Annotated in this window: 10 protein-coding genes and 1 pseudogene; 10 read left to right on the top strand and 1 reads right to left on the bottom strand. The window is 40.2% G+C overall.

From position 1 onward, the window contains the following. The 9 genes and pseudogenes from BUA88_RS16705 to BUA88_RS03620 all read left to right on the top strand — a co-directional run. Positions 1-567 (top strand): annotated as a pseudogene (locus BUA88_RS16705) (phosphoribosylanthranilate isomerase); the annotation flags it as partial. After that, positions 562-1,791, top strand: a complete 1,230-nt coding sequence (gene trpB, locus BUA88_RS03670) for a tryptophan synthase subunit beta (RefSeq protein WP_242939575.1) — start codon at positions 562-564, stop codon at positions 1,789-1,791. The pseudogene BUA88_RS16705 and the gene trpB, both read left to right, overlap by 6 nt. After that, on the top strand, positions 1,784-2,560 hold the full coding sequence (gene trpA, locus BUA88_RS03665; protein ID WP_072912866.1) for a tryptophan synthase subunit alpha: 777 nt from the start codon (positions 1,784-1,786) through the stop codon (positions 2,558-2,560). Before trpB ends, trpA begins: the two co-directional genes overlap by 8 nt. Beyond that, the gene (gene trpE, locus BUA88_RS03660) at positions 2,550-4,043 is read left to right on the top strand and encodes an anthranilate synthase component I (RefSeq protein WP_072912864.1); all 1,494 of its coding nucleotides are present in this window, start codon (positions 2,550-2,552) and stop codon (positions 4,041-4,043) included. Before trpA ends, trpE begins: the two co-directional genes overlap by 11 nt. Continuing rightward, complete coding sequence (locus BUA88_RS03655) at positions 4,040-4,603, top strand: anthranilate synthase component II (protein ID WP_072912862.1); 564 nt, start codon at positions 4,040-4,042, stop codon at positions 4,601-4,603. Before trpE ends, BUA88_RS03655 begins: the two co-directional genes overlap by 4 nt. Positions 4,604-4,702: 99 nt before the next feature. After that, positions 4,703-6,319, top strand: a complete 1,617-nt coding sequence (locus BUA88_RS03650; protein ID WP_072912860.1) for a GH25 family lysozyme — start codon at positions 4,703-4,705, stop codon at positions 6,317-6,319. Positions 6,320-6,671: 352 nt separating this feature from the next. Then, positions 6,672-8,300, top strand: coding sequence for a cellulase family glycosylhydrolase (locus BUA88_RS03645; RefSeq protein ID WP_072912858.1), 1,629 nt, complete (start codon positions 6,672-6,674; stop codon positions 8,298-8,300). A gap of 149 nt (positions 8,301-8,449) precedes the next feature. Beyond that, positions 8,450-10,921 (top strand): glycoside hydrolase family 9 protein, encoded by a 2,472-nt coding sequence (locus BUA88_RS15855; RefSeq protein WP_083572375.1) that lies wholly within the window; start codon positions 8,450-8,452, stop codon positions 10,919-10,921. Positions 10,922-10,931: 10 nt separating this feature from the next. Beyond that, positions 10,932-12,779, top strand: coding sequence for a cellulase family glycosylhydrolase (locus tag BUA88_RS03620; protein ID WP_072912856.1), 1,848 nt, complete (start codon positions 10,932-10,934; stop codon positions 12,777-12,779). A gap of 86 nt (positions 12,780-12,865) precedes the next feature. Here BUA88_RS03620 and BUA88_RS03615 read toward each other — a convergent pair whose 3' ends face one another. Beyond that, positions 12,866-13,861 carry a bile acid:sodium symporter family protein gene (locus BUA88_RS03615; protein ID WP_242939570.1) on the bottom strand — a complete coding sequence of 332 codons (996 nt, stop codon included), beginning with the start codon at positions 13,859-13,861 and terminating at the stop codon, positions 12,866-12,868. Positions 13,862-14,129: 268 nt separating this feature from the next. On the opposite strand from BUA88_RS03615, the gene gltB reads away from it, so the two are divergent. Next, a complete protein-coding gene (gene gltB, locus BUA88_RS03610) occupies positions 14,130-18,662 on the top strand; it encodes a glutamate synthase large subunit (protein WP_072912852.1) in 4,533 nt (1,510 codons plus the stop codon). Positions 18,663-18,672 lie beyond the last annotated feature (10 nt).

Below are 18,672 nucleotides of genomic sequence, written 5' to 3'. Positions count from 1 at the left end.
ATGACAGCAATTAAATTATGCGGACTTACAAGAGAAGAAGATATTAAAAAAGCAAACGAAGTTAAGCCAGAGTATGTTGGTTTTGTATTCTATGAGAAGAGCAGACGAAATATCACAAAGGATAAGGCGAAAAAGCTTAGAGCAATGCTTAACCCAGAAATTAAAACTGTAGGTGTCTTTGTTGATGCCAATCCAGTTGAAATTGAAAATCTATATGATGAGAGAATTATTGATGTGGCTCAGCTTCATGGAAATGAAAGTGAGGATTATATCAAGGAGCTTCAGGATAAGAGTATTCCTGTAATCAAGCGATTTAAGGGTGATGAACCTGAGGAGCTTATTAAGGCTGAAAAGTCCAGTGCAGACATGATTCTTTTTGATGTAGGTCAGGGAGAAGGAAAGACTTTCAATTGGAAATTGCTTTCATATATCGATAGACCTTTTATGTTAGCTGGTGGTCTCAATCAGGAAAATGTTGCTGATGCTATTGAAGCTACTAATCCTTATGGTGTAGATGTAAGTTCAGGTATTGAGACTGACAAGCTTAAGGATGGTCATAAGATGCGTGAATTCGTAAATGCGGTACGAGAGGATAAAAAAGCATCTAAGACTACAGGAAGATTTGGTGTACACGGTGGTCAGTATATTCCAGAGACTCTTATGAATGCAGTAAATGAGTTGGAGGAAGCTTACAACCACTACAAGGATGATCCGGAATTTAATAGAGAGTTAAAGGAACTTCTTGATAACTATGCTGGTCGTCCAAGTCTTCTTTATTACGCTGAGAAGATGACTAAGGATTTGGGCGGAGCAAAGATTTATCTTAAGAGAGAAGATTTGAATCATACAGGTTCCCATAAGATTAACAATGTTTTAGGACAGGCTCTTCTTGCAAAGAAGATGGGAAAGACCAGACTCATTGCTGAAACTGGTGCAGGACAACATGGCGTTGCAACAGCCACAGCGGCAGCCCTTCTTGATATGGAATGTGTAATTTTCATGGGTGAAGAGGATACTAAGCGTCAGGCATTAAACGTATATAGAATGAAGCTTTTAGGCGCAGATGTAGTTCCAGTTACAAGTGGAACAGCAACTCTTAAGGATGCGGTTTCAGAGTGTATGAGAGAATGGACTACAAGAATTGATGATACACATTACTGTCTTGGTTCTGTTATGGGGCCACATCCATTTCCTACAATTGTTAGAGATTTCCAGGCTGTTATTTCAAGAGAATCCAGAGCACAGATTCTTGAGGTGGAAGGAAGACTTCCAGATGCTGTTCTAGCCTGTGTAGGTGGCGGAAGTAATGCAATGGGTTCATTCTATCACTATATTGGAGATGAAAATGTAAAGCTAATCGGCTGTGAGGCAGCTGGTCGTGGTATTGATACATTTGAGACAGCAGCTACAGTTAACACTGGTAAGGTGGGAATCTTCCACGGTATGAAGTCATATTTCTGTCAGGATGAGTATGGACAGATTGCACCTGTATATTCTATTTCGGCAGGTCTTGATTATCCTGGAGTTGGTCCAGAGCATGCATATCTTCATGACATTGGCAGAGCAGAATATGTACCTGTTTCAGATGATGAGGCAGTGGAGGCATTTGAGTATATAGCTAAGACAGAGGGAATTATTGCAGCAATCGAAAGCTCACATGCTATCGCATATGCGAAGAAGCTGGCACCTACAATGAGCAAGGATCAGATTATCATGGTTACAGTTTCAGGTCGTGGCGACAAGGATTGTGCCGCAATTGCACGTTACAGAGGAGAGAACATCTATGAGTAAAATAGCAGAAGCATTTAACAATAAAAAAGCATTTATTCCATTTATTACATGCGGTGATCCAGACCTTGAGACCACAAAAGAAATAATAAAAGAGCTTGAGAAAAACGGCGCAGATTTAATTGAGCTTGGTATCCCATTTTCAGATCCTACAGCAGAGGGACCAGTCATCATGGAGGCAAATATCAGAGCTCTCAAGAATAAGGTCACAACTGATGATGTGTTCAATATGGTTGCAGAGGTTCGTGGGGAAGTAAGTATACCATTAGTATTTATGACATATGCAAATGTAGTTTATTCATATGGAAGTGAAAGATTCTTTGAAAAGTGTAAGGAAACAGGAATCTGCGGAATTATCCTGCCTGATGTTCCATTTGAGGAAAAGGCTGAGTTTGAAGATGTAGCTGTAGAATATGATGTAGAGTTTGTGTCAATGATTGCACCTACTTCAGAAGACAGAATTGATATGATTTCTGCAGATGCTAAAGGATTTATTTATATCGTATCTAGCCTTGGCGTTACAGGTACAAGAAAAGAGCTTAATGGAAATATCAAGTCTTTAGTGGAACGTGTTAGAAAGAATACTGATGTACCATGTGCAGTAGGCTTTGGCATATCTACACCTGAACAGGCTGGTGAAATGGCAGGTATTTCAGATGGAGCTATTGTAGGTTCTGCAATTGTGAGAGTTATTGCAGAGCATGGTAAAGATGCACCTAAGCATGTAGGAAGATTCGTTAAAGAAATGAAGGAGGCTTATTATGTTTCCTAGTTTAGAGGAAGTAAAAAAGCTGGCTGAAAGCGGTGACTATAAACGTATTCCTGTAGCAATTGAGATGCTTTCAGACAGCCTTACTGCAATAGAGACAGTGAGAATTTTAAGAAATGCAAGCCATCAATGTTATCTTTTAGAAAGTGCCAGCCAGTCTGAGACATGGGGAAGGTATTCATTCTTAGGGTTCAACCCTAAAATGGAAATCACCTGTCAGGATGGTACAGTGCAGATTAAAGATAATCATGGGGCAGATAAAACTCTTGTAGAGGAGCGTAAGGTTGCCCATCCAGGATTAATTCTTCGTCAGATACTTAATGACTATAAGAGCCCAACTGTAAAAGGCTTACCAACTTTTACAGGAGGTCTTGTTGGATATTTTTCTTATGACTATATTAAGTATGCTGAGCCAAAGCTTGCCCTTGAAAATCATGGAGAAGATGATTTTAAGGATATGGACCTTATGCTTTTTGATGATGTAATTGCATTCGACAATTACAAGCAGAAGATTTTCATAATTACAGGAATAATGCTAGATACTGATTCTATGGATGAAGCATACTCAAAGGCCGGCGAGAGACTAGAGCAGCTAAAGAAGCTTCTTAATGAGGGTGTTAAAATGGAGTTTAAACCACTTAAGCTCAATTCAGAAATAACACCAAAGTTTTCAAAAGAAGAATATGGTCAGATGGTTGAAAAAGCCAGACATTACATCAAGGAGGGGGATATCTTCCAGGTGGTTCTATCTAACCCTATGACAGCAAAGGCAGAAGGAAGTCTGTTTGATACATACAGGTATCTACGTTCTACAAACCCATCACCATATATGTTTTATTTCAACAGTGATGACATAGAAATTGCAGGTGCATCACCTGAAACTTTAGTAAAAGTAGAGCAAAAAACTGTAAGCACATTTCCACTTGCAGGGACACGTCCTAGAGGAAAGAGTCAGAGCGAAGATGAAGCACTTGAGGCAGAGCTCCTAAAGGATGAAAAAGAACTGGCAGAACACAATATGCTTGTGGATCTTGGTAGAAATGATATTGGAAAAATAAGTAAGCTTGGTTCCGTAAATGTAGAAAAGTATATGGGAGTAGAGCGTTATTCTCATGTAATGCACATAGGTTCTACAGTGGTAGGACAGCTTGCTGACAATAAGGATGTTATAGATGCTGTCGATGCAATTTTACCAGCTGGAACTCTTTCAGGTGCACCAAAGTTTAGAGCTTGTCAGATTATCGAAGAACTGGAACAGAGCAAACGTGGTATCTACGGCGGTGCATTAGGGTATATTGATTTTGCAGGCAATCTTGATGTGTGTATTGCTATCAGACTTGTTTATAAGAAAAAAGATGCAATCTGTATTCGTTCGGGGGCTGGAATTGTGTATGATTCAGTACCTCTTACAGAGGCAGAGGAGTGTATCAATAAAGCAAAGGCAGTAGTTAATGCTGTAAAATACGCAGAAGGGGGATTGGCATGATTTTACTAATAGATAATTACGACAGTTTTTCATACAATCTTTATCAGCTGGTTGGAGAGATTAATTCAGATATATTAGTAATTCGTAATGACGAACTTCGTCTATGCGATATTGAAAAGCTTAATCCTGATCAGATTATTATTTCCCCAGGTCCGGGTAGGCCAATAGATGCTGGGATTTGCGAAGATGTAATAGCTCACTTTGCAGGAAAGGTTCCTATTCTTGGAGTATGTCTTGGACATCAGGCAATCTGTGAGACATTTGGCGCTAACATTACCTACGCTAAGGAATTGATGCATGGAAAGCAGTCGGTTGTTTCAATTGACAAAGACTGCAAATTATTTAAGGGACTTCCTGAAGTGATAAAAGTAGCCCGTTACCATTCCTTGGCAGCAGACCCTGAAGTTCTTCCTTCTAATCTAAAAGTGGTAGCTACTTCAGATGATGGAGAGGTAATGGCTGTAAAGCATAAGGATTATGAAATTTACGGGTTACAGTTTCATCCAGAATCAATTCTCACACCTGATGGACGTCAGATGATTAAAAACTTCATAGCTTAAAAATGTTGAAATTGCCAGCCTTCGGGCTGGCTTATTTTTTTTATTTTGTTATACTAAACATGTATGTTTTGAAAAAATTGGAGGAAGAATATAACAACAATGAAGGACTTTGATCATTTTGATTACAACAAGAAAGCTTCCAGCCGAGGAAGGAAGCAAAAAAATATTATTAAACGCAGGATACTTATTGGCGGCATCGCTGTAGGTATTCTGTTTTTCACACTGGGGACCGTATTTATTGTCAAAAAACTAGCTGGTGGAAAGGAAGAACCAGTCGAGGTGGCAGAGATACAGGAGCCAGAGGATGATGTGAAAATCGAAGTGGTGACTGGGGAGCCACAGGAAGAATCAGAAGAGGCAACGGAGCAGCTGGAGGAATCCGAAGAGGATAAAACAGCAAAGGATCCACAGACAGAAGTAAAGGTGGAATCAGGCGAGGTTGTAGATGTTGGTAATTTGGTTAGTGCCAGCACAGTAGGAGAGAATTCAAACATCACTTATGGTATAGATGTTTCTAAATTCCAGGGTACAATCGATTGGGCCAAGGTAGCTTCATCTGGTATCAATTTTGCAATGATTCGTGTTGGTTACAGAGATTCATCTACAGGAGAAATCAAAGCTGACACAAATGCAAAATATAATATGCAGGAAGCTGAAAAGAATGGAATTAAGATTGGTGCTTATTTCTTTTCTACAGCGATAAATTCTACAGAGGCCAATGAGGAGGCTACCTGGGTTGCAAATTATATTGCTCAATATCCTATAACATATCCTGTTGGATATAACTGTGAGGGATTTGAAAATAGCTCAAGTCGACAGTACAATCTGACAATGGATGAGAGAAGTGCAGTTGCAGATGCTTTTTTGGATGCCATATATAAGGCCGGATATACACCTATTTTCTACGCTTCAAAAAATGAGCTGACAAATGATGCCAAGTGGAATGCATCTTCGTTAGAGAAAAAATGGAAAATCTGGATGGCATGGTATAACCAGGACACATCAGCCATTGCTACAGGTCCTGCATATAGCGGAAAATGCGCTATGTGGCAGTACACAAATCAGGGAACTATTCCTGGAATTAGCAAAAAGGTAGATGTTGATGTGGCATACTTTGGTTACAACGGCACAGAAACAGCCAAGGATACATCTGAAAGAGCAGTGGCGTCAGCTGACGTGGAAGCACTTATGAAGTTCGATGCTGTGGAGGAAACAGTTACAGCGAAGAGTAAGACAAACTTAAGAGATAAGCCTAGCCAGGGAGCAGATAGTACAGTTAAGGTGACACTTCTTAATGGTCAGACTGCTACACGTACAGGAGTCAGCAAGAGCGGATGGTCAAGAGTGGTATTTGAGGGTGGCACATATTATGCAGTTTCAAGCTACCTTACAACAGATTTATCTGCAGCCGCCCAGACAGCACCTTCACCTACTCCAGAAACAGCTACAGATGCAGCCCAAGCAGAGCAGACACCAGCTACAACAGGATTTAAAACAAAATTTACAGATTGTAATGAGTTAATAACTGCAAAGGAAATAGTTAACCTTCGCTCTAAGCCAAGTGTTACCGATGCAGATTCGCAGGTTGTTATCACTTTATACAATGGTATGACGGCTACACGTACAGGGATTAATAATGAGTATGGCTGGTCAAGAATTGATTACAACGGACAGACACTATATTGCGTAAGCAGTTATATAAAAGTAGTAGAGTAAAAATGATACTCGCCAATTTAAAGTTTTCCTTCTGAAAAAGGAAACTCTAAAAAAAGACCCGATTTTTTTGTAAGAAAAAATTGGGTCTTTTTTAGTAAATATGCACAGTGAAAAATTAAATCGAAAGAGTAAAATATTAACAAAATATTACGAAAATGATACAAAGTGCATAAAAAAATACTACGATTAATTGTTAAAAATACTAGTATATTAGTCTTGACAGAGTTTTTGCGACGTGAAAACTGCACGTGTGAAATAATACACAGCGAGGCATAAGTTATTGACTATAACGTTTTCGAAAACTTATTATATATATAGGTCGCGACAGTAATTTGAAGGGAGATGCATAAGAATGCATAATGTTAAAAAAATTAAGCGATTATTATCGTTAGTATTGACATTAATAATCGTTGTAACAGCAGTTCCTGTAAAAACAGCAAATGCTGCCAGCGGTACAAACAAAACTGCTACACAGGTTGTCTCAGACATGACAGTAGGTTGGAATATTGGGAACAGTCTTGACTCATATGGTCAGAAAGCCAATTTCCCATACACAAGCTCAAATGAGACATACTGGGGAAACCCAAAGACAACAAAAGCATTAATCGATGAAGTCGCAAAGGCAGGCTTTAATACAATTCGTATTCCTGTTTCATGGGGACAGTATACAACAGGATCTAATTATCAAATTCCTGATTTCTTCATGAAGAGAGTACATGAAGTAGTAGATTACTGTATTGCAAATGATATGTATGTAATCTTAAATACACATCATGATATCAATAGTGATTATTGCTTCTATGTTCCAAACAATGCTAATAAGAATCGTTCAGAGGCTTATTTCAAGTCAGTTTGGACACAGATTGGTAAAGAGTTCAAGGATTATGATTATCACCTTGTTTTTGAAACAATGAATGAGCCAAGACTTGTTGGACACAGCGAGGAGTGGTGGTTCCCAAGAAATAATCCAAGCTCTGATATTAAAGAGGCTGTTGCATGCATCAATGATTACAATCAGGTAGCACTTGATGCAATCAGAGCAACAGGTGGAAACAACGCTACAAGATGCGTAATGGTTCCAGGTTATGATGCTTCTATCGAAGGCTGTATGACAAATTCATTTGCTATGCCTAAGGACTCTGCAACGGGCAGACTGATTCTTTCAGTTCATGCTTATATTCCTTATTATTTCGCTCTTGCAAGTGATACATACACAACAAAGTTTGACGATAGCAATAAGGGGGATATTGATTCATTCTTCAATGATTTAAATTCTAAGTTCTTATCAAAGAACGTACCAGTTATCGTTGGTGAGACAAGTGCAACAAACAGAAACAATAGAGCAGACCGTGTAAAGTGGGCTAATTACTATTGGGGAACAGCTGCAAAGTACAGCAATGTAGCAATGGTTCTCTGGGATAACAATGTCTATGAGAATAATTCTGCAGGTTCTGATGGTGAGTGTCACAGATACATTGATAGAAATTCATTAAAGTGGATGGATCCAGAAATCATCAGTGCAATTATGAAGCATGTAGATGGAACACCAGCTACTATCAATGGAAAAGTTGTTCCAACACCTACACCAGTGCCAACAGCAACACCTACACCAACACCAAAGCCAACACCTACACCAACGCCAAAGCCAACACCTACACCAACTCCTCAGCCAACAGCAACACCTTCAGCTACAGGTGATTTAAAGGCAGAGTACACAATTAATAATTGGGGTTCAGGCTATCAGGTATTAATCAAGGTAAAGAATGATTCTTCAGCTAAGGTTAATACATGGACAGCGAAGGTAAATAAGAAAGATGTAAAGATTGATTCAAGCTGGTGTGTAAATGTTGCCGAGGATGGTGACTATTATGTAATCACACCAATGTCATGGAATTCTTCTATAGAAGCGGGAGCGTCGGTAGACTTCGGAATTCAGGGCAATGGTTCAATTGGTACAACAGTAGATATAACTGTTAAGTAAGATTAAAAAATTAGAGAATGCGGGTAGATTTTTAGAGTAAATTTTACTCGCATTCCTTTTAATCAGAAACTCAAACGTTTAAGTAAACTATGATATCAAGCGCGCGGATATCATAATATAAAAACAATTTTTAAGGAGGAATATGTTATATGCACAAAAACACAAAATCTTTTTGCAAAAAGGTTCTGATGTGCTCTCTGTCTGCATCCATGGTGATTGGCGGCTTTAGCCTTCCAACACTTAAGGCTGATGCTGCAAATTACAATTATGGTGATGCTCTTGCAAAGTCATTATTGTTCTATCAGCTTCAGGAATCTGGAAAGCTTTCAGAGGAAACATTATCAAGAACAAACTGGAGAGCAGATTCTGCACTTAAGGATGGCTCAGACAACGGACTTGATCTTACTGGTGGATGGTATGATGCTGGTGATAATGTTAAGTTTAATTTACCAATGGCATATTCATCTATGGTTCTTGGTTGGTCATACTTAAATAATCCAAAGGCATACAAGGAGTCTGGACAGGAAAAGTGGATGCTTCACGATATTAAGTGGGCAAATGATTACTTTGTAAAATGTAATCCAGATTCAAACACATATTATTATCAAGTAGGCGATGGTGGAAAGGACCATGGATTCTGGGGCGCACCAGAGCTTGTTGAAACAAAGATGTCTAGACCATCCTTTAAGGTAGATGGAACATCTGCAGGTGGTGGTTCTTGTGTAACAGGTGAGGCTGCAGCTTCACTTGCAGTAGCATCTCTTGTATTAAAGGATTCAGATCCTTCAAGAGCAGCATCATACTTATCACATGCCAAGACCTTATATAAGATGGCAGAAAGTGCAAAGAGTGATGCAGGCTACACAGCAGCAAGCGGATTCTACACATCATACAGCGGATTCTATGATGAGCTTGCTTTAGCTGGATGCTGGTTGTACAAGGCAACAGGAGATAAGACATATCTTACAAAGGCAGAGAAGTATGCTGAAAACTTTGGTTCAGAATTCCAGGGTGGCGATGAAATTGCATATTCTTGGACAATGTCTTGGGATGACACACACATGGGTGCATGCTTACTTCTTGCAGAGTTAACAGGTAAAGATAAGTATTACACACCAATTGAGAATAGTATTGATTGCTGGAATGGCAAGCTTGAAGGTTCTAATTCAGTAAGAATTACTCCTGGTGGACTTTCATTCTTAAGTGAGTGGGGCTCAGTTCGTTATGCTTGCAACCAGGCATTCATTGATACAATATATCTTGGTCTTGATAAAGCAGATAAAGCTCATAAGGATGGAGCAAATGCTTATATCGAAAGAACAATCAATTACACACTGGGAAGCAATGGCCAGAACTTCATGGTTGGCTACAATGCACAGTCTCCTAAGAATCCTCATCACAGAGCAGCTCATGGTTGCTGGTCAAACAACCTCAACGCAGCTCCTGAGAATTCAAGACATACACTTGTAGGTGCTATCGTTGGTGGACCTGGTTCTGCAGACGATTCATACAAGGATGTTCGTAGTGATTATCAGGCAAACGAGGTTGCTTGCGATTACAATGCAGGCTTCACAGGCGCTTGTGCATATCTCTATGAAAAGAACGGATTTGGTGCCGTTACAACACCAACAGCTATCGAAAAGACAGATGGTGAAGAGTTTGTTCTTAAGGCTGGCATCAATGCTCAGGATAAGAACAACAAGATTAACTTTGTTGAGCTTAAGACTGTTATCGAGAATCATACAGCATGGCCAGCAAGAGTTACTGACAATCTTAAGCTTCGTATGTACTTCGACCTTAGCGATGTTATCGCACAAGGAAACAGTGCATCAGATATGAAGGTTTCTACAACTTATATGCAGCATCCTGTAAAGATTTCTAGCTTTAAGAAGTCTGGCAACTCAGGTCTTTACTATATCGACCTTGATCTTGCAGGCGCTGAAATCTATCCAGGTGGACAGAGTGAGTGCAAGTGCGAGCTTCAGATTAGAATTACAGCACCTGGTAAGTGGGATTATTCTACAAGCCCATGTGTAGCAGGACTTGGCGGAACAAGCAATTCTCAGATGTCTGCACCTAAGGGAATGCAGCTGTTTGAGGGCTCTACATTAGTTCTTGGTGAGAAGACAGTAGATGTTGTTGATGAGCCAACACCAACACCAGTAGTAACACCAACACCAACACCTACACCAAAGCCAACACCAACACCTACACCAAAGCCAACACCAACACCTACACCAAAGCCAACACCAACACCTACACCAAAGCCAACACCAACACCTACGCCAAAGCCAACACCAACTCCAACACCAGTGCCAACTGAGACACCTTCAGGAAGCTTGAATGCTGATTATTCAATTAACAACTGGGGTTCAGGCTATCAGGTATTAATAAATGTTAAGAATGACTCTAAGATCACAACTAACACATGGACAGTTAAGGTAAATAAGAGCGACATTCAGATTGATTCTAGCTGGTGCGTAAACATTGACGAGACAGATGATTACTATGTAATTACCCCTATGTCATGGAACGCAGTTCTTGAGCCAGGTGCATCTACATCATTTGGTGTTCAGGGATCAGGCCATGTAGGCTCAACAGTTGGAATTACTGTAGAGTAGGAGGTGCAAAGTGCAAAAAAAATCTATTTGCAAGAAGACATTATCCGCTTCTTTAGCTGCCTTATTACTTGTATCAGGATGCAATCTTGCACCTCTTAGTGTAAGAGCAGCAGAGAAGGAATTAACTACAGCCTATACAATTAATAATTGGGGCTCAGGCTACCAGGTATTAATTAAGGTAAAGAATGATACAATAACCAGAGCTGATTCTTGGGCTCTTAAAGTGAACAAGAATGATGTTGGAATTGATTCAAGCTGGAACGTTAAGGTAAAAGAGTCTGGTGACTATTATGAAATCACTCCAATGGAGTGGAATTCAGTTATCGAGCCAGGTAGCACAGTAGAATTTGGCGTTCAAGGTTCAACACATGTTGGTTCTACAGTTGAGATTATTGCAAATGGGGATGGACAGGCTGATACTCCAAAGCCAACACCTACACCAGTAGTTACACCAACTCCAACACCGGTTGTAACACCAACACCTACAGCAAAGCCTACACCAACTCCAACACCAGTTGTGACACCAACACCTACTGTTAAGCCAACACCAACACCAACGCCAACTCCAACTCCTACAACAGTGGTAGAGGATCCTTCAGTTCAGGAAGATGACTGGCTTCACACAGATGGCCATAAGATTCTTGATAAGCAGGGACGTGAGGTATTCTTAACTGGTGCAAACTGGTTTGGATTCAACTGCTCAGAGAAGGTATTCCATGGATTGTGGAGTGCTAATATGAAGGATGTAGTTGAAGGAATGGCAGATCATGGTATCAACCTTGTACGTGTGCCAATTTCTACAGAGCTTCTCCTTGACTGGAAGGCTGGTAAGAAAGTAAAAGTTAATGTAAATACATACGCTAATCCAGAGCTTAAAAGAGCTGATGGAAGCGATATGGATTCAAGAGAAATTTTTGATACATTCGTAAAGCTTTGCAGAGAAAATGGTATCAAGATTATGATGGACTGCCATAGTGCTGATGCCAACAACTCAGGTCACAATTATAATGTTTGGTATGGACCTAAGGGCTTCACCACACAGGATTGGATTGATGGTTGGACATGGTTTGTAAAAGAGTATAAGAATGATGATACAATCATCGCTTGCGATCTTAAAAACGAACCACATGGCAAGTATTCTACAGGCGAAGAGCCTGCAGCTAAGTGGGACGATTCTAAGGATGAGTGCAACTGGCAGTATGCAGCTAGCCGTTGTGGAAAGGCTATCCTCGATGTAAACCCTAACCTTCTTATTATGGTAGAAGGTATCGAGGAGACACCAAGAGCTGGTTATGATTACAACTCAGGCTTACAGGATCCTAATGCTTCAGAAGATGAGCTTAAGTATTACGGGGGATGGTGGGGTGGAAACCTCAGAAACGCTGGAAAATATCCAGTAGACCTTGGAAAGTATCAGAATCAGTTAGTATATTCTCCACATGATTACGGCCCACTAGTTTACGAGCAGACATGGTTCAAGAAGGATTTCAGCGAAAAGACTCTTCTTGAGGATGTTTGGTATGACAGCTGGTTCTATCTCCAGGATAAGGATATCGCACCTCTTCTTATTGGTGAGTGGGGTGGATTCATGGATGGTGGTTCTAATGAGAAGTATCTGAATATCATGTCAGATTTCATAGCTAAGAATCACATCAATCACACCTTCTGGTGCATTAATCCTAACTCTGGTGACACAGGCGGACTTCTTGAAGGCGACTGGGTAACCTGGGATTCAGCTAAGTACAACATGATGAAGCAGACACTATGGTCTGATTCAAAAACTGGTAAGTTTGTAGGTCTTGATCACAAGGTGCCTCTAGGCTCAAATGGTGAGACAGTTACAACTTATTATAAATAAAAAACAGCCAGGCATCAGATGATGTCTGGCTGTACTTTTTAAATAGTTAATGATAAAAAATTTAGGCTTTTGTTTTTCTGAGAAACCTATGCAAAATTACTTTTTTCGTCATCAGTAACTTCAACTGAGACTTTAATCTTCAACTCATGCTCTTTGCCTTCTTCCATTCTGCGATAGATGTTTGCAAGTAATGCTCCCGAAATGTTATGCCATACAGAGAAGATTGCTCCTGGTACTGTAGCCATTGCGAGATTAGGAAAAGCTGTAGCTGCAAGTGAGGTCGCAAGGCCTGAGTTTTGCATACCAATTTCCACTGAAAGAGCTTTTTTCTTTGCGAGAGAAAGCTTCAATGCCTTTCCAAGTAATAATCCACATGCATAACCAAGAAGATTGTGAAGGATTACAACTAGGAAGATAACTGCACCTGTAGTGAGAATCTGCTCTGAGTTGTGGGAAACAACAGCAGCTACAATCATAGTGATTGCAAGAACAGATACAAGTGGAAGAGCCTCTTTTACTTTTGCGGTGTATTTACCAAAGAAGTGATTGATTACAAATCCAAGAGCGATAGGTACAATAACTACCTTTATAATAGAAATAAACATTGCCATTACATCAACTGACACAGTTGTACGAAGGAATAAATATGTAATAACTGGTGTGAGAAGAGGAGCAAGAAGTGTATTAACACTAGTCATTCCTACAGATAAAGCAACATCACCTTTGCTAAGGTATGTAATTACATTACTAGATGTGCCACCAGGACAGGTACCAACAAGAATTACACCTGCCAGAAGTCCCGCCTCAAGCCCAAACGCTTTGCCAAGTAGGAAAGCAAGTATTGGCATAATTGTGAATTGAGCAATACAGCCAATAAGAATGTCCTTTGGATGAGTGAATACTAAAACAAAATCCTCAGGCTTAATGGTAAGACCCATCCCGAACATTACTATCATAAGAAGATAGTTAATCCAGCTGGTCTGAATCCATAGACAGCTTGCAGGCACAAACAAAGCCAATGCTGCAACTACAAGTACAATGACAGCCATGTACTTTCCGATAAAGTTACTTATTTGTTTCATAACATAAACCATCCTTTCTGAATTAAATAAATTTAGCACTTTAAAGCAATAGCACTTTAAATTACAATACCACTTGAATCCTTATTTTTCAAGGATTTTGGGACTAATTAAACCTTGAAAAATGAGATTTTTTAGAAAAATTCCCTTGCATAAAAATTTAAAAAGTTGTATAGTTTTGCACAAGACAAAGGCGTCTAAAGAAATTTCCTTAGGGGAAGTCTCTTTAGACGTCTTTTTTGTTATGTAAAATGTGGAAGGAGTAGCGAACATGGATAATTGCAATCAGCAGATGGGATTATACAATCCAGCCTTTGAGCACGATAATTGCGGAATCGGAGCAGTTGTTTCAATCAAAGGAATCAAGACTCATCAGACTGTATCAGATGCTTTAAAGATTGTAGAAAATCTTGAGCACAGAGCCGGTAAGGATGCAGCTGGAGAAACAGGTGACGGCGTAGGTATTTTACTTCAGATTTCTCATAAGTTTTTCAAGAAAGCTTGTAAGGCTTCAGGCATTGCTATTGGTGATGAGAGAGAATACGGAGTGGGTATGTTTTTCTTCCCTCAGGATGAGTTGAAGAGAAAACAAGCCATGAAGATGTTCGAAATCATTGCAGAGAAGGAAGGCTTGGAATTTTTAGGTTGGAGAGAGGTTCCAACAAAGGCAGAAATTCTTGGAAAACTGGCAGTAGAATGTATGCCTCATATAATGCAGGGATTCATTAAAAAGCCAGCAGACTGTAAGAAGGGACTTGATTTTGATAGAAAGCTTTACGTGGCACGTCGTGTCTTCGAGCAAACTGCTGAGGATACATATGTAGCTTCTCTTTCTAGCAGAACTATCGTATATAAAGGAATGTTCTTAGTTGATCAGCTTCGACTTTTCTTCGAGGATCTCCAGGACCCTGATTATGAGTCAGCTATCGCTACAGTTCACTCAAGATTTTCAACAAATACAAATCCTTCATGGGAGCGTGCTCATCCAAACCGCTTTATTGTGCATAATGGTGAGATTAACACAATAAAGGGTAATGCAGATAAGATGCTTTCACGTGAAGAGACAATGGTATCGCAGGTTCTTGAATCTGAGATGACAAAGATTACCCCAGTATGTAATCAGGCAGGTTCTGATTCAGCCATGCTTGATAATGCTTTGGAGTTCCTTGTAATGAACGGCATGCCACTTCCACTTGCTGTTATGATTACAATTCCAGAGCCATGGGTAAAGAATAAGGCTATGGAGCAGGCTCGTCGTGACTTCTATCAGTATTATTCAACAATGATGGAGCCATGGGATGGACCTGCATCAATCCTTTTCTCAGATGGAGATATTATGGGTGCCGTTCTTGATAGAAATGGTCTTCGCCCATCAAGATACTATATTACAAATGATGATTACCTTATTCTTTCTTCAGAGGTTGGTGTACTTCCAATCGAGGAGAGCAGAATTAAGGCAAAGGATAGATTAAAGCCAGGCAAGATGCTTCTTGTTGATACTGTAGAGGGCAGACTTATTGCAGATGACGAGCTTAAGGCTACATTTGCGGCACGTCAGCCATACGGTCAGTGGCTTGATGCAAATCTTGCTCACCTTGCAGACATTAAGATTCCTAATGAATCTGTGCCAGTATATTCTCAGGCTGAGAGAGATAAGCTTCAGAAGGCCTTTGGATATTCATATGAAGAGATTAAGGATTCTATCCTTCCAATGGCATTAAATGGTGGTGAGAATACAGGTGCAATGGGTATTGATGTACCACTTGCCGTTTTATCAAAGCATCATCAGCCATTATTTAATTACTTCAAGCAGCTTTTTGCACAGGTAACAAATCCACCAATCGATTCTATTCGTGAGGAGATTGTTACTGCTACAACTATTTATCTTGGAACAGCAGGAAACGTCCTTGAAGAAAAGGAAGAAAACTGCAACATGCTCCAGATTAACAACCCAATCCTTACAACAACAGATTTGATGAAGATTAAGTCTATGAAGGTGCCAGGTCTTAAGGCTGAAACAGTGCCAATCATTTACTATAAGAATACTTCTTTGGAGAAGGCTATCGAGCATCTTTTTGTTGAGGTAGACAGAGTAAACAGAGAGGGTGCAAATATCATCATTCTTTCAGATAGAGGTGTTGATGAAAACCATGTGGCAATTCCATCACTCCTTGCAGTTGCCGCTGTACAGCGTCATTTGGTTCAGACAAAGAAGCGTACAAGCCTTTCAGTTATTCTTGAATCTGGTGAACCTAGAGAGGTACACCATTTTGCAACACTTTTAGGTTATGGTGCTTCTGCTATCAACCCATATCTTGCACAGGAGACAATCGCTGAGCTTATCCAGAAAGGACAGCTTCAGAAGGATGTCCATGCAGCTATTGATGCATATAACGAGGCTGTTATTTCAGGCATTATCAAGATCGCATCAAAGATGGGTATTTCTACAGTTCAGTCATATCAGGGTGCTAAGATTTTTGAGGCTATAGGTATTAGCTCTGATGTAATTGATAAGTACTTTACAGGAACCATCAGCCGAATTGGTGGAATTACATTAAAGGATATTCAGGAGCAGGTGGATATGCAGCACTCACATGCCTTTGATCCACTTGATTTAGATGTAGATGAGACTCTTGATTCAAGAGGTCAGCACAAGATGCGCTCAGGAGCAGAGGAGCATCTTTATAATCCAGCTACAATTCATCTCCTTCAGCTTTCTACAAGAACAGGAGATTACAATACCTTTAAGGAATACACTAGCTTAGTAAATGAAGAGGATAATATTAGAAACCTTAGAGGTCTTATTGATTTTAAATATCCTAAGAAGGGTATCAGTATCGATGAGGTAGAATCAGTAGATTCTATCGTTAAGAGATTTAAAACTGGTGCAATGAGTTATGGTTCTATCTCAAAGGAAGCTCATGAGACTATGGCTATTGCCATGAATATGCTTCACGGAAAGTCAAATTCTGGTGAAGGTGGTGAGGAAGACGAGAGATATGAGATTGGACCAGATGGTCTTAACCGTTGCTCTGCAATCAAGCAGGTAGCATCAGGTCGCTTTGGTGTAACAAGTAAGTACCTTGTTAGCGCCAAGGAAATCCAAATTAAGATGGCACAGGGTGCTAAGCCAGGTGAAGGTGGACATCTTCCAGGAAAGAAGGTTTACCCTTGGATTGCAAAGACTCGTCTTTCTACTCCAGGTGTTGCTCTTATTTCGCCACCACCTCATCACGATATCTATTCAATCGAGGATTTGGCAGAGCTTATTTATGATTTGAAAAATGCAAATAAGGATGCTCGTATTTCTGTAAAGCTTGTATCAGAGGCTGGTGTAGGTACAATCGCTTCTGGTGTAGCAAAAGCAGGTGCACAGGTAATTCTTATTTCAGGCTATGACGGTGGTACAGGTGCAGCTCCAAAGTCATCTATTCACAATGCAGGTCTGCCATGGGAGCTTGGTCTTGCTGAGGCTCATCAGACTCTTATGATGAATGGTCTTAGAAATAAGGTCGTTATTGAGACAGATGGAAAGCTTATGAGCGGTCGTGACGTAGCTATTGCATGTGCTCTTGGTGCAGAGGAGTTTGGTTTCGCTACAGCCCCACTTGTAACCATGGGTTGCGTAATGATGCGTGTATGTAACCTTGATACATGCCCAGTTGGCGTAGCTACACAGAATCCAGAGCTTAGAAAGCGTTTCGCAGGAAAGCCAGAATACGTTGTTAACTTTATGCGTTTTATCGCTCAGGAGCTTCGTGAATACATGGCAGAGCTTGGCTGTAAGACTGTAGATGAGCTTTGTGGACGTACAGATTTACTTAAGGTTAAGGAAAACTGCAAGAACGGTGCCTATGGCAAGGTTGATATGTCTGCAGTTCTTAATAATCCATTCGAGGGTGAGAAGATTTCTTACGAGAACAAGAATGTATATAACTTTGAGCTTGAGAAGACTGTTGATGAGAAGATTCTTCTTAAGAAGCTTTCAAGCTCAATTAAGTCAGGAAAGGCCGGAGAACTTTCTGTAGATATTTCTAATACAGATCGAAGCCTTGGAACACTTCTTGGTGCTGAGCTTACTCGTCACTTTGGAGAGAGTCTTGAAGAGGATACATACAAGGTTAGCTGCCACGGTGCAGGTGGTCAGTCCTTCGGCGCATTTATTCCTAAGGGACTTACTTTAGAGCTCGAAGGAGATTCTAACGATTACTTCGGTAAGGGACTTTCAGGTGGAAAGCTTGTAGTTTATCCATCAAAGGAAGCGACCTACAAGCAGGATGAGAATATCATCATTGGTAACGTTGCGCTTTACGGTGCTACAAGTGGTAAAGCATTTATAAATGGTGTTGCCGGAGAGCGTTTTGCAGTTCGTAATTCCGGAGCGACAGCAGTAGTAGAAGGCTGTGGAGATCATGGATGTGAGTACATGACAGGCGGTCGTGTAGTAGTTCTTGGTACAACAGGAAAGAACTTTGCTGCCGGTATGTCAGGTGGTATTGCATACGTTCTTGATGAGGATGCAACACTTTATAAGAGGCTTAATAAATCTATGGTAAGCCTTGAGACTGTAACAGATAAATATGATGTTTTAGAGCTTAAGGAAATCATTAAGGAGCATGTCAAGGCAACAGGCTCTGTGAAGGGTAAGGAAGTATACGAAAACTTCAGCGAGTACCTTCCTAAGTTCAAGAGAATTGTGCCATTCGACTATAAGAAGATGATGCAGACTATCGTTCAGATGGAGGAAAAAGGATTGTCTTCTGAGCAGGCACAGATTGAAGCTTTTAATTTGTTATGTCGATAGGAGGGAAGGA

Origin of the sequence: Pseudobutyrivibrio xylanivorans DSM 14809 (genome assembly GCF_900141825.1) — a bacterium.
Taxonomy (GTDB): domain Bacteria; phylum Bacillota; class Clostridia; order Lachnospirales; family Lachnospiraceae; genus Pseudobutyrivibrio; species Pseudobutyrivibrio xylanivorans.
The sequence above is the reverse complement of the archived record's forward strand: the minus strand, read 5'-3'. Positions and strand labels throughout refer to the sequence as shown.